Origin of the sequence: Colwellia hornerae, from assembly GCF_007954355.1 — a bacterium.
Taxonomy (GTDB): Bacteria; Pseudomonadota; Gammaproteobacteria; order Enterobacterales; family Alteromonadaceae; genus Colwellia_A; species Colwellia_A hornerae.
On record NZ_VOLR01000005.1, the window covers coordinates 34,381 to 48,186 of the forward strand.

Annotated in this window: 11 protein-coding genes; 8 read left to right on the plus strand and 3 right to left on the minus strand. The window is 38.0% G+C overall.

The features are described 5' to 3' along the window. Positions 1 to 64 precede the first annotated feature (64 nt). Positions 65 to 682 carry a response regulator gene (locus tag ESZ26_RS04465; protein ID WP_146798400.1) on the minus strand — a complete coding sequence of 206 codons (618 nt, stop codon included), beginning with the start codon at positions 680 to 682 and terminating at the stop codon, positions 65 to 67. Between the two features lie 604 nt (positions 683 to 1,286). Between ESZ26_RS04465 and ESZ26_RS04470 the strand changes: the two genes are divergently transcribed. From ESZ26_RS04470 to ESZ26_RS04490, 5 genes are all read left to right on the plus strand, one after another. Continuing rightward, complete coding sequence (locus tag ESZ26_RS04470) at positions 1,287 to 2,360, plus strand: M35 family metalloendopeptidase (RefSeq protein WP_146798402.1); 1,074 nt, start codon at positions 1,287 to 1,289, stop codon at positions 2,358 to 2,360. A gap of 187 nt (positions 2,361 to 2,547) precedes the next feature. Then, positions 2,548 to 2,970, plus strand: coding sequence for a hypothetical protein (locus ESZ26_RS04475; protein WP_146798404.1), 423 nt, complete (start codon positions 2,548 to 2,550; stop codon positions 2,968 to 2,970). Between the two features lie 78 nt (positions 2,971 to 3,048). Further along, positions 3,049 to 3,426: an RNA-binding S4 domain-containing protein gene (locus tag ESZ26_RS04480; protein WP_146798406.1), complete on the plus strand. Its 378-nt coding sequence runs from the start codon at positions 3,049 to 3,051 to the stop codon at positions 3,424 to 3,426. A gap of 84 nt (positions 3,427 to 3,510) precedes the next feature. Next, positions 3,511 to 4,494, plus strand: coding sequence for an ion channel (locus tag ESZ26_RS04485; protein ID WP_146798408.1), 984 nt, complete (start codon positions 3,511 to 3,513; stop codon positions 4,492 to 4,494). Between the two features lie 164 nt (positions 4,495 to 4,658). Next, entirely contained in the window at positions 4,659 to 5,105 is a 447-nt protein-coding gene (locus ESZ26_RS04490) for an ATP-dependent zinc protease family protein (RefSeq protein WP_146798409.1), read from the plus strand. 57 nt (positions 5,106 to 5,162) lie between these two features. Here ESZ26_RS04490 and ESZ26_RS04495 read toward each other — a convergent pair whose 3' ends face one another. Then, positions 5,163 to 5,549: a hypothetical protein gene (locus ESZ26_RS04495; protein ID WP_146798411.1), complete on the minus strand. Its 387-nt coding sequence runs from the start codon at positions 5,547 to 5,549 to the stop codon at positions 5,163 to 5,165. Between the two features lie 348 nt (positions 5,550 to 5,897). Here ESZ26_RS04495 and htpX point away from each other — a divergent pair, with 348 nt between their 5' ends. The 3 genes from htpX (at position 5,898) to rimK (ending at position 9,551) form a co-directional block, all read left to right on the plus strand. After that, complete coding sequence (htpX, locus tag ESZ26_RS04500) at positions 5,898 to 6,767, plus strand: protease HtpX (RefSeq protein WP_146798413.1); 870 nt, start codon at positions 5,898 to 5,900, stop codon at positions 6,765 to 6,767. A gap of 14 nt (positions 6,768 to 6,781) precedes the next feature. Next, the gene (locus ESZ26_RS04505; RefSeq protein ID WP_170246304.1) at positions 6,782 to 8,509 is read left to right on the plus strand and encodes a SulP family inorganic anion transporter; all 1,728 of its coding nucleotides are present in this window, start codon (positions 6,782 to 6,784) and stop codon (positions 8,507 to 8,509) included. 115 nt (positions 8,510 to 8,624) lie between these two features. Then, on the plus strand, positions 8,625 to 9,551 hold the full coding sequence (rimK, locus tag ESZ26_RS04510) for a 30S ribosomal protein S6--L-glutamate ligase (protein ID WP_146798415.1): 927 nt from the start codon (positions 8,625 to 8,627) through the stop codon (positions 9,549 to 9,551). Positions 9,552 to 9,854: 303 nt separating this feature from the next. Here the strand turns inward: rimK and ESZ26_RS04515 are convergent, their stop codons facing one another. Beyond that, positions 9,855 to 13,754 carry a response regulator gene (locus ESZ26_RS04515; RefSeq protein WP_146798417.1) on the minus strand — a complete coding sequence of 1,300 codons (3,900 nt, stop codon included), beginning with the start codon at positions 13,752 to 13,754 and terminating at the stop codon, positions 9,855 to 9,857. Positions 13,755 to 13,806: the final 52 nt, after the last annotated feature.

The following is a 13,806-nucleotide window of genomic DNA, read 5'->3' on the forward strand; positions in this document are numbered from 1 at the left end:
TAAACGCCCTCCTTGTAGGGCGTTTTTTTGTCTCTAGCAACGTTGCAATGAGATAAAATAAGCACTATTCAAGAAGACCTGCTTTATTAGCCATTCTTAGTAGTTCGGCCACACTACCAACCTGAAGCTTTTTATATATTTTGGTGCGATGATTTTCCACCGTTTTTATACTCATATTGAGGAGTTCTGCTATTTTCTTACTGGTATTACCGGCAATAACTGAGAAAAACACTTCTCTTTCTCGCCGAGTTAATACTGCTAGTGGGTTCGACACTGGCTGACAATTATTGGAAGATAAGTTTGGAAAGAAGGTTTTACCGTTATAAACATCTTTAATCGCATGAATAAGAAGATCTGAGGACGACTCTTTGAGGATATAACCTTTAGCACCCGCTTTTTGCATCGCTAAAATATACTCAAGTTCGTCATGCATAGATAAAACTAATATTTTCGTCGTTGGCCGTTGCGACAATAGTTTGTCAATTGCCACCAGTCCGCTCATATTTGGCATAGAAATATCCATCACCACAACATCAGGATCGGTTTTTAAGGTTTGACTGATTAATTCTATACCATCTTTACATTCAGCCAGAATAGTAAACTCGTTACCTTCCTTTAAGTAGTTCACTAATGCTTGGCGCATAAGCACATGGTCATCGGCGACAACAAGTGAAATACTCATAACCAATGAGCCATGGTATAACCACCATCATCTCGCGTTGCTTTGATAAAGATGTACCTGTACAAGCGTTTTACTAATTCACTTAATTGACTTTGTTCAAGTTTATTCAAATTAGCCTCTGTGTCTGGGGAGATAAAAGTAATGGTATACATTATTAGTAATATAACGATGACATCTGTTGTTATGCAACTTTAAAGTTTCGCTTGACAGGCAACAACAGTCATTTTATCTGTCGAGCTTAAATTTGAGTATGACATAATTATAAACTTTGCATTGTATAAAACAGCTAAAAAGCATCAACTTATTACTCAAGCAAGTGAGCTTTGCTGAAGTTGATAGCAACCACTGAATTTGATCCGTTTGTCACAGCAACAGACTAACTCGCATGTCAGCACAAGATAAAGCCAACATTTGCCATTTAAAACATCACCTTTTTATTTGTTAAAATTAGCAAAAAAAAATTCTTTGTCGTTTTTTTAATAAAAATTGCCGTTATTTTGCTATGACAAAAACAAATAACAAATCAAAGTATTATCATCAACATCACCGAACAGTAATGTTCCTTGTTGTACTCTAGATGATTAATAATAAAAGGTAGAGATCTATGAAATATTTAGTAAAACTAATGGTAGCAATTACCGCCATCATCACCCTGCAAGTTAACGCAGCAAAACCTCAATTAGAGGTGCAAGTTTCAGTCGCTAAAGCTGAAAATGGCAATGTTAATGCAACATTGAGTATTACCAATAATGGCAACGGTCAACAAAAAATATTAGCTTGGTATACCGATCTTAATGAAGAGCATATTTTTAGTGTCAAAAAAGATGGTGTCGACGTTGAGTTCTTTGGTCCTCATTACAAACGTCAAGCACCTGTAGATAAAGACTTTATTAAACTAAAGTCAGGTCAATCATTAACTCAAACATTTGAATTGTCTGCGTTATACGATATGAGTAGCACAGGTAACTATGAAGTAAGTTACGATGTAAAATCAATGCACTTATACAGTAATAAAGGACAGCAGAAAAAAGCAGCAAGATTAGCGGTTGAGCAATTATCTTCACCCGTTGCTGTTATTTGGTTAGAAGGTATTGAAGCTAAGGGCACAGCGAACAAAGGTAAGCCCGGTAGTGGCGGTGGTGCAGGTGATTGTATCGGTGGTACTTGCTTTACTGGTCGCTGTGACAATGCTCAAAAAACACAAGTGATCAGCGCACTCGCTGCCGCAGATCAAATTACTAATAGCTCAGTCGCTTATTTAAGCAGTCACTCCGCCAACAATACTTCTGCTCGTTACAATACTTGGTTTGGTGATGCGACTTCGGCACGTTATAACACAGCAGTAAATCACTTTGATGCCATTAATGATGCAATCGATAATAAGCCGGTTACTTTTGACTGTAGCTGTAAAAAAACTTATTTTGCTTATGTATACCCTACACAGCCTTACAAAGTTTACCTTTGTCGCGCTTTTTGGAATGCTAATGAGCTAGGTACTGATTCTCGTGCCGGTACTATTGTTCATGAATTAAGTCATTTTAATGCGGTTGCTGGTACTGACGATGTAGTTTATGGCCAATCAGGTGCGCAAAGTTTAGCGACATCAGACCCTGATCAGGCGTTAAATAATGCTGACAGCCATGAATACTTTGCTGAAAATACCCCTAACCAAAATTAATAACATTTTATTCAATGAATAGTTAAGGCAAACAGACCTGATATAACCTAAAATCATTGGGTCTGTTTATATTTTTAAAGGTTATTTTATGTGGTCAATACACTTATCATCAATAAAAAAAATCTTATTCGTGCTCATTTTTTTCATCGCCTATTATCCTATAATCTTCAATAAGGCCTTAGCAAATATGGCGACAAGCAAACAAAGCTGTGCAATCACGGTAAGCTCAGCCCCTTTATCTGCAGATCAAGTCATAATCAATTTTAGCTTCCAAAATCCCTACCTTAAAGAAATAGAGTTATTAACCTGGTATACACCATTTGAAGGGTTTCTTTCTGATTTGTTTATTGTTACTCGCAGCGATACCGGTCAGCAATTAAGCTACCAAGGCCCAATGGTCAAACGGCTGCAACCTCAATCTGAAGATTACTTATCAATATTGCCTAATGAAGTATCATCTACAAGCATAAACTTATCTTTTGTTTACGCTTTCAACCAAGGTAATTATCAGCTTACATTAAAAGATAAAACCTTCTATTATCAAGATGGACGTTTAAAAAGGTTAGCTTTTATTTGTGAAGTGCCGATAATAAAGTTTACCGTTAAATAATCTATACCTTTATCCTTGTCGCTATTGTTTATGTTATAATTGCCGTTATTAAATTTAATGTTACTAGGCTAACTTTTCATGTCTGCATACCCTCTTATTGATATTTCGATTGAACCTATCGAACTTTGTAAATTACTAAAAATTGCCAATATGGTTGGTGGTGGTGGCGAAGCCAAAATAGTGATCAGCGAAGGTTATGTTTTAGTTAACAATGAAGTAGAGTTTCAAAAGCGAAAAAAAATTCGTCATGGCGATATTGTTGAATTTGACGGTGAAGTTGTTCAAGTCGCTTACAAGCCAAAACAAAAATCATCGAAGCACGCTCAGTCTAATGATGCAGTCACTAAAAGCCCGATTAAAAAGAGTAAGTCAAAAGCTAACGAAACTTTAGTTTCTGCAGAGCAAGCGCTTGAACCAACGCCTTCAACAGCTAAGAGAAGACCTATTTCATTCTAATTTTCGACAACCTTTATTTTATATCTCCTGAAAAACTTCCTTTAAATGGGTGGAAAGTTCAAGCCACCCTACTATACTTTAGCGATGAAAAAGTTAATTCAGCGCTGCCAATATAGGGATCCCCTCGGCTATATTTGTCAAGAAAATGCCAATAAAACTGGCCTTTGCTATTGGCATGATCATTCTCTTGATAAATCTGGCGACGAAGTTAAACAAGCACTAGTTGACTATGCAAGGTCTGGCGGATTAACCCGTGGTATTAGCTTAAAGAATGCTGACTTAAGTGATATTGACCTGGTAAATCATCATCATAAAGTAGGTTTCGACTTTAGTTATGCAGATTTTTATCATGCTAATTTATTGGGTGCCCACTTATTTAATATTAATTTCAATAAAGCCAGCTTAATGAAAGCGGATGTAAAAAATGCCAACCTCAACTGCGCTAATCTAAAACAAAGCAACTTATTAGGTGTTAAATGGCAAGACGCTAAAATTGAAAATATTCAAATAGGTAAAAAACTGAGCCAGGAGGTACATGCGCAAAAAGCGCTAAAAGAAAAAAATATCAAGCAAGCCATTGATTACTTCGAACAAGCTGAAGAAGTTTATCGTGATTTGAGAAAGCATTCTGAGCAAGAAGGTATTTTTACCCTTTCGGGTAATTTAATCCAAAAAGAATTAACGATGCGTCGTATGCAGATGCCTCAATATAGTATTAAGCGTATCACCTCAAAAGTTGTCGATTTATTTTGTGGGTACGGAGAGGATCCGCTGCGGATTGTTGGAATTTCTATGCTGCTGATTTTATTTTGCGCTATCTTATACACCTTTACTGGCTTAAATTATCAAGGCACTTTTCTTGCTTATAACCCCGGACACCCCCTCAGTGAAAACATTAACTTCTTCTTATCCTGCTTGTATTATTCTGTGGTCACTTTCACAACCTTAGGCTATGGCGATTTTACGCCTATTGGAATATCACGTGCAATTGCCGCAATAGAAGCATTTACCGGAAGCTTTACTATCGCGCTTTTCGTCGTGGTGTTTGTTAAAAAAATGACGCGCTAAGCTATAATAAAATAGTTATACTTATTGTAGAATTACACCGCTAATAAAATAGCCTTATTTATCTAATAGTTACACTGCTAATAAAATGATGTGCTATTGTTTTAGCACCTTAGCAGATATATGTAACTTTTTGTCTGCTACAACATAATATTGAAATGGATAATATGAAAGAAAAAATACTTGTCGGTGCTAGAGAAACTATAGATTTACCCGAATTAGAGCTATTTGAGGTCGCGACCAGAATTGATACCGGCGCGCAGACATCATCGCTCCATGTTGATCATATTTCTGAAAATAAAGTCACAGGCATGTTGGACTTTGAATTTCATCCTGATTCTCATGATGTCAGTAAAACCATTAAGTGTTCGGCAAAGATAGTTGATAGAAAACGTATAAAATCTTCTAATGGAGAAAAAGAACGTCGTTATATCATTAACACGCTGGCGGTAATGGGTGAGCTAAAATGGACAGTAAGACTGTCACTAACCAACCGGTCAAGCATGAGTCATCTGATGCTATTGGGACGTGAAGCGATGAAAGGGGAAATGTTGGTCGACCCAGAATTTAGTTATCTTGCTTCAGTGGAAAAAATAACACCCAGTGTTGGGTAACGTTAACAACAATCAATAAAACAAAGCCCTTAATATGACCTTAAGGTTAACATTTCATTATAGATATTTTTGTAGTAGCGGAGTAATAAATGCGTATATTGCTCGTTGAAGATGAAGCACCAGCCGACCTTTGTGCCAGTACTCAACATAGTTAGCTTGGGTCTGGAGCCTATCAGACCAAACATCGTTGCCACGAAAACCTTTTGATTGAAGATCAACACTGCCATTAAACCACGGGCGATATAAATCTTTATCTTTGCTTGAAATCCGTATAGTTATTTCATCGGCAAGATTAACTATCGCCAGTTTAATACAGATATTTTCTTCTTCAGCGCGTATATCTTTCACTACGTTTGTATCTTGCACTAGCACGTTGAATATGTTTTTTTCTGCGTAAACAAGTGCCATCATGACGATAGCCATCAATAAAATTAAAGCTTTCATACCTTTCCTTTAAATATTTTGTACTCTGAAATTTTGTGGTAATAATTTTCCACATTAATCTAGACTCATTAAAGTAGAATAAAGTCACATCAAGATTAAATGCAAAAATAATCACTCAAAAAATAAACACAGCAAAATCTAAAGTCAGCCAGAAATCAACTTAGTTTTAGTCTAAATAAAATACGTTAATAAATTTTTCACATTCGGCTTACTAACAATAAATATACTTTGATTACTTGCTGACTATTTGATTAAATTACTTTGTGACTATTTGATTAAATTACTTTGTGACTATTTGATTAACAGCCTTGTCTATAAAGGTATTATTACTAAATTAAGAGATGAACAATGAGAATTTTACTGTTTTTGGCGACTAACATTGCCATTATGATGATTTTAAGTATTACCTTTAGTTTATTCGGTATTCAAGGACTGTTGGCAGAAAATGGCATCGACCTTAATTTTCAATCCTTACTTATTTATGCCACGGTTATTGGCTTTAGTGGTTCATTTATCTCCTTGTTTATTTCTAAGTTTATGGCGAAAAGGAGTATGGGCGTTGAGGTTATCGAGACGCCAAGCAATCAAACCGAACGCTGGTTACTCAAAACAGTACAAGCACAAGCCCTTAAAGCCAATATTGGCATGCCTGAAGTTGGTATTTTCAATCATCCTTCACCGAACGCTTTTGCAACGGGTTGGAATAAAAACAATGCCTTGGTCGCGGTAAGCACTGGCTTATTAAGTCACATGAGTCAAAATGAGGTAGAAGCAGTACTTGCTCATGAGATAAGCCACGTCGCCAATGGCGACATGGTGACGATGACACTTCTGCAAGGGGTTTTAAATACCTTTGTAGTGTTCTTATCGCGTATCATTGGTCATGTGGTTGACCGCAATGTATTTAACGTAAAAAGTGGTCACGGACCTGCCTTTTGGATTGTTTCATTGGTTTCTCAACTCGTATTGGGCTTGTTAGCGACTATGATTATGATGTGGTTTTCTCGCTATAGAGAATTTAGAGCAGATGAAGGTGGTGCGACGCTTGCGGGTCGACAAAATATGATTGCCGCGCTGAGTAAACTAGAGCAACTGCAAAGTTTACCTCAGCTACCAAAAGAAATGTCAGCTTTTGCCATTAGCTCAAGTAAAATGAGTGCGCTCTTTTCGAGTCACCCACCATTAGCAAAACGCATAGCATCACTGCGCACTAAATAAACAAAGGAACGCTTGTGTTATCACGTTTGTATGATTTTATGCCGGGTTTAAACACCTTATGTCACTACGAAAAAAGCTGGTTTGCCGATGATGTTAAAGCCGCGCTATCGGTTGCAGCCGTTGCGTTACCTGTTGCTATAGCTTATGCCCAGCTCACTGGGGTTAATGCCGTTGTTGGACTATATTCCTGTGTATTGCCTATGCTGGTCTATGCATTATTTGGTACCTCTAAGCAGTTAATCGTCGGTCCTGATGCAGCAACCTGTGCGGTTATTGCAGCCTTGATCACGCCTTTAGCTGCCGGTGACAGCACTAAGCATTGGCAATTAGTTATTACCATGACGGCGATGACAGGTTTTTGGTGCATCCTCGCCAGTCGTTTTAAGCTCGGTGTTTTGGCTGATTTCTTATCTAAACCTATTTTAATGGGGCTGTTAAATGGTGTCGCCATAACGGTTATTGTCGGTCAGTTTTCTAAAATATTTGGTTTTACCTTTGATGAAAGGTACCTGCTCGAACGTTTAGGCGGTGTCCCTACTTACCTAGCGCAAACACATTTTCCAACATTAACCATCGCCTTACTTACCCTAGCTATTTATTTTGGTATTAAACGCCTAAGGCCTACTTGGCCGGCATCGATGTTCGCCATCGCTTTAGGAGCAAGCTTAGTCTGGCTGTTTAAATTAGAGCAGTTTGGTATAAAAACTATTGGCGTTGTCGAAGGTGGCTTACCCTTATTTCAAACACCTGAATTTAATGTTGGCATTATTCGAGAGCTTGTCATGCCAGCACTTAACTTAGCGATAATAAGTTTTGTTAGCATGATGCTCACCGCACGCAGCTTTGCCGCAAAAAATGGCTATGATGTTGATGCAGATAAAGAGTTTATGGCCTTAGGTATTGCTAACTTGGCTTCGGCTGTATCACAGGGCTTTGCGGTGAGTGGCGCTTCCTCTCGCACCGCAGTCAATGATGCCAATGGCGGTAAAAGCCAATTAGTCTCGATTATAGCAGCTGGTATTATTGCTATTATAGCTATTTTCTTCACCGCCCCCCTTGAATTTATTCCCAGTGCCGCCTTGGGTGTGGTCTTAATTATTGCTTCTATACACCTACTCGATTTAAAAATGGTCTGGAAATTAAGATTAAAAGACCGACAAGCATTTTACTTAACCTTAACCACTTTGCTAGCGGTGTTATTTATTGGTGTTATCCCCGGTATTACGCTTGCGGTATTACTGGGTTTATTCCAATTTATTAGGACGGTAATGCGCCCCACCGACCATATACTCGGTGTTGATATTAACGGTGTAGTGCGAAGCTTAGATGCCAGTGATAAGGCAAAAGCGGTGGACGGTATTTTTATTTATCGTTTTAATTCGCCCTTAACTTACTTTAACTCGAGTTTCTTTAAACGCCGATTGTTAGAACAATATGCCCGACAAAAAGATGACATTGAATGTGTAATTATTGATGCGGTGCCCTGTTTTACTCATTTAGACTTGAGTGTGATGGCGATGCTATCTGATTTAGAGGTTATTTTTAGAAAGCGCGGTGTTCGTCTTGAGCTTGCTGGCAGAAAAAGACAGTTGTTGGCGTGGTTTGAAAAAGCGGAGATTAAATCAGGTCACGAAGGAATTTATGTGCATTCTGATTTATATTTAGCCCTGAGAATGAACCAAAAAAAACAAATTACCGAGGAAAATAGTGCCAAAGAAGAGCCTGAGCAGACAAGCGTTTAACAAACAGTGACCGACCTTTTACTCACTTAATCCAAAATACTTTTATTTTTTGTGACTATTTAGTAAACAGTCTAGTCTATAGATTATTGTTCTTAATAGAAACAGGAAATCAACTATGAAAATAGCAATCTTATCTAGAAACAAGAAGTTGTACTCTACTCGTCGTTTAAAAGAAGCGGGTGAAGCGCAGGGTCATCAAGTTGACGTTATCGATACATTACATTGCTATATGGATATCACTAGCGATAGATCTGTCGTGCGTTATAAAGGTAAAGAGCTGCCCCCGTACGACGCTATTATACCGCGTATTGGTGCATCAATTTCTTTCTATGGCACCGCGGTAGTGCGTCAATTTGAAATGACGGGTGCCTTTAGTGTTAATGAATCTGTGGCGATTAGTCGCTCTAGAGATAAATTACGTTCTATGCAACTGTTGTCAAGAAAAGGCATCGGTTTACCAAGAACAGGCTTTGCAAATCGTCCTGATAATGTAAAAGATTTAATTAAGAACGTCGGTGGCGCACCTTGTGTTATTAAGTTGCTTGAGGGTACACAAGGTATTGGAGTGGTACTTGCTGAAACAACTAAATCAGCAGAAGCGATTGTTGAAGCATTTATGGGGTTAAATGCTGATATTTTAATTCAAGAGTTTATCAAAGAAGCCGGTGGTGCTGATATTCGCTGTTTTGTCGTTGGTGACCGAGTTGTTGCCGCAATGAAGCGTCAAGGCGGCGAGGGTGAATTTAGATCAAATTTACACCGTGGTGGTTCAGCAGTACTCGTTAAGCTTACCCCAGAAGAAAGAGCAACCGCTGTATCAGCAGCAAACATTATGGGGCTAAACGTCTGTGGTGTTGATTTACTGCGCGCCGAACGTGGCCCTGTTGTCATGGAAGTTAATTCTTCACCAGGTTTGGCCGGTATTGAAGCCGCAACTGAAAAAGATGTTGCCACGATGATATTCAAGTTTATTGAGAAAAAATTTATTGAAAAGAACGCTAATGCTAAATCTAATCGAAATCGCACCCAAGGCAAAGGTTAAATACCACACTTAATTAAGGTCAATTTGTGGTCGTGAAACGAGTTACTTCAATATTCACGACTACAACTTTATCATTAATATGCTTTGGAAAGACTATTAAAAACATTTACTGGTCAATGTAATGAACTTTGCACGGCGAAAATAGCCAGAGCATTACTTGTGCTATAAGGTTGAAGTTTAACTCCGGTAATTTAACGTTAAGCACGTTAACACGTATCATCAAAGTCAAAAGTTTGTAACAAAAAACTGTCGGGAACCCTGCTCATCTAAGATAGAAGAGCATTTTTTTAGCGGCAGCAGTTTTTATAAGTGGATTATTTTTATTGCCTCTCTTACTTGTTCTTTGTTAATGGGCTTAACCAAATAATCATCCATACCAGCAGATAAACATTTTTCTTCGTCGCCAACCATCGCGTTAGCTGTCATAGCAACAATAGGAATATTTTGGTAACGAGCACCCGCATTCCCCTGTCTAATCGAGGTTGTCGCTTGGTAACCGTCCATTTCAGGCATTTGACAGTCCATAAAGATAAAAGTAAATGGCTGGTTATTAGCACTTGCTTTAAGCATTTCAATGGCATCTTTACCGTTAACGGCAATAACACATTGAGTTATTCCTATTTTCTTTAACACCGCCATAGCGACCATTTGATTAACACGATTATCTTCTACCAGTAATAAATTAACGTCTTTGGTCCAACTACTATCAACATCCGATAAGGCTATTAATTTAGCTGAAGTGGCGTCACTGATGGGCTGTTTTGCCGGTTCGTCTAATAACGTGTTTAATGCTCGCTGCAAATCAGCGGTAATAACCGGTTTAGGGAAAAAACCATCAATACCACTTTCGGCAATATCGGCTAAGTCATGCTGAATACTCATTAGCGTCATAAACATTATTTTTAGATTTTTATAGACTGGGTTTAAACGCACTTCTTTAACAAATGCTACAGCGTCTTCGCCATTGTGTTGCGAATTCATAATCAATAAATCATAGTGAGGATTTTCTATTTGCTTATTAAATACAGTCAACGCTGGCTGTAGTGTCGTCATTATGTCAGCATCGAGTTGCCAGCAGTTCAATTGGCGTTTAATGACATTAGCACAGGATTTATTTTGCTCGATAATTAGCACACGCTTGCCTTGCAAGGCTTTAACAGGTTGTGATAAGAAAGAATCAGCTGATTTTTCTAACAATAAATCACAGCTAAATGTGCTACCTTCGCCTTGGTTACTTTCGACCTTAACATTGCCTTGCATACATAAACAAAGCTTTTTAACGATAGCAAGCCCAAGCCCTGTGCCGCCATATTCTCGTGTCGTTGAAGCATCAACTTGGCTGAATACTTCAAATAACCCTTGCTGCTTACCTTTTGGTATACCGATACCCGTATCAGATATCGCAGCAATAATACGCCAATGCGTTGTCGAGTAATTTTGCTGGCTAAGGCGAATAATGACTTCACCTTGCTTGGTAAACTTAATGGCATTCGCGAGTAGATTGGTTAATATTTGACGCAGTCGATTTGAATCGCCCACCACCAACGACTCTTCAAGTTCAACAAGGTCGACAATTAATTCTAAACCTTTATGTTGGGCTTGTTGCGCGAAAGATTCGGCTAAGTTACCAACCATATCTCGTAAGTTAAAACTGACATTTTCAAGCTCTAATTTATTAGCATCTATTTTGGAGAAATCTAAAACGTCGTTGATCAATGTTAATAAAGAGTGAGCACTTTGCTGGGCAATGCCGATACGGTGATCTTGTTCTTGGTTTAACGGAGAGTCTTTGACTAAATCAAGCATACCAATAACACCATTCATTGGTGTTCGTATTTCGTGGCTCATACTGGCAAAAAATTCATTTTTAGCGGTTACCGCCACTTCTGCTTGCTCTTTCGCTTTAATAAGGGCGATTTCATTCTCAACGATTGCGCTAACGTCATAGTTAACACCTATCATTGATATCGGTTTTTTATTACTGTCGTAGCTAATAATCGCCGCCGCTTTAATATACTTTATTTCGCCAGTTGGCCATATAATTCGAAATTGTGTATCGTACTGGCCGTGTGTTTTAATGGCCTCATTAAAATCACGACCCGCTTTATTGATATCTTCAGGATGTACCCCTTGATTCAAAACATCTTGCGCGCTTAACAATGATTGACGTTCAACACCATAAAGCTTGAACATCCAGTCGTCCCATTTTAATTCATCACTAAGTAAATTAAGCTCCCAAACGCCGATACCGGCAGAGTCTGTCGCTAGCCTCATTCGTTGGTTGTGCTGGCTAATACTCTGTTGGGTTATCATTTTATCAGTAATATCTTGAAACGAGCCATACAAGCGGACACATTTTCCGTCGATAAACTCAGAACGACCGCGAGCAGATACCCAAATTTCATTACCTTTAGCGGTGACCAACTGCATATCTTCCTCGTAAGTACCACCGTCTTTCATACATTTGGCAATTAATGCTTGTACTCTTTCTCTACTTTCACCCTCTTTGTAAAAATTAATCGCCTGTGTTAATTCTGGCTGATAATCATTAGGTACTTCATGAATAACTTTAGTCATCTTTGACCAGTAAACATTGTTGTTTACCAAGTCAACTTCCCAGACACCAATGCGAGCTTGCTGCGCCATTTGCTCCATTAATGATTGTTGCCCTAACAATTTATTTTTATGTTTAACACGTGTTAGCTCGGCACTTATCCAATGAGAAAACAATTGAATTAAGTCTAATTCCCTCGTGGTAAAAGGTCTTGCTGAAGCCTCAGCGCCAGAAAAATTTAACGTGCCAAACGGTTTACCATCAACAACCAATGGCACACCAATATAACTTTCTAAACCAAAATCTTGGTAACAGGGGTGATTTTTTATTTCACTATCACCTGCTTGGTGAAAAGAAATAGGTTGGTTTGCTTGTAAGGTATGAAAACAATAGGTGCTCCCTAATTCAAAGATATCACCGGGATTAATTTCATTGTTCGGGGTATGGCAATAGACAACTCGATATTCTTGCTGATGTATTTCACTGATCAACGCGAGCGGTAAATTAAATATTTGTTTTCCCAGCTCTAGGATATCTTGAATTTTATCCGTTAAGCTTTTGTCTATATCCGAGGTTATTTTATGGAGCTTATTAAGAGTCAGTTCGGTTTGCTTAATACCACTGATATCGTTCTGAATAACAATAAAAGACTCAGCCTTATGCTCACTATTAATCAGGGGGACTATGGTGGTACTTAACCACAGCTCTCGGCCACCTTTAATTTTATTAATTGATTCGCCATGCCAGTATTCCTTAGCGACAGCCTTTTGAAATATATTTTTATAGTCTTGCTGGGTATAACCTACACCACAAATTTCAATGACACTTTGACCAACGATATCTTCTTCACGATAACGATAGAAATCAAGAAAACGTTGATTAACTTCCGTTAAAGTACCTTTTTCATCGACACTGACTCGATAGACAATGGCATGTTTATTTATCGCCAGCATTAACTCAACGCTTTTCTGTTTCGAAAGTAAAAGTTCATGGTGATAATTACTGATGACTCGTTGCAGCGGTCTAAAGATAAAAAAGCTGATCGCAAACAGTAAGATCATTGAGGCTAACCATAAAACGGCTTCGAGTCTTTTTATAGTAGCCATACGCTGATGAGTATGTTGCTCTAACTTGGTAACAACGACATCTAAAGAAACCCGTAAACTTTCAATTAATGCTTGATTAAACATTTCATTAATTATCGTTTTAGCATTATTTTTATCTTGAGCCTGACTCAGCTCAATGGCACTTAAAGCGAAACGATTAACACGTTTATTAAGATCGGTTGGCGCATTAAAATAGCTATTATAAACTTCACTTGGCATACTCGTTGATTGACTAAGCGCGAGATTGTTTAAAATCTGCTGATTTTTAGTAAAGGTGCTCACCGTATCGAGCAAGTTTTTTATCAACTTATCGTCAACTTCAGCTAGGGTTATATTGTGATAATGCTGAGTAGCTAAGTAGGCAATTTTTTGTGACAGCATTCTTTGGCCACCGGCAAGATTAATCGTTTCAACATCTTTAGTTTGCTGATTAAATAATAACATCAAACTTAAAAATGATAAGCTAATTAACACAGCAATTAACACTATCGCCAATAAATTACGACGTTTAATTTTCTGTTGTAGCACTTTTATATTAGTCATATTATTTTGTTTACAATCCTTTAGCAGACCTTGAGGAAATCTCAGCGATAAC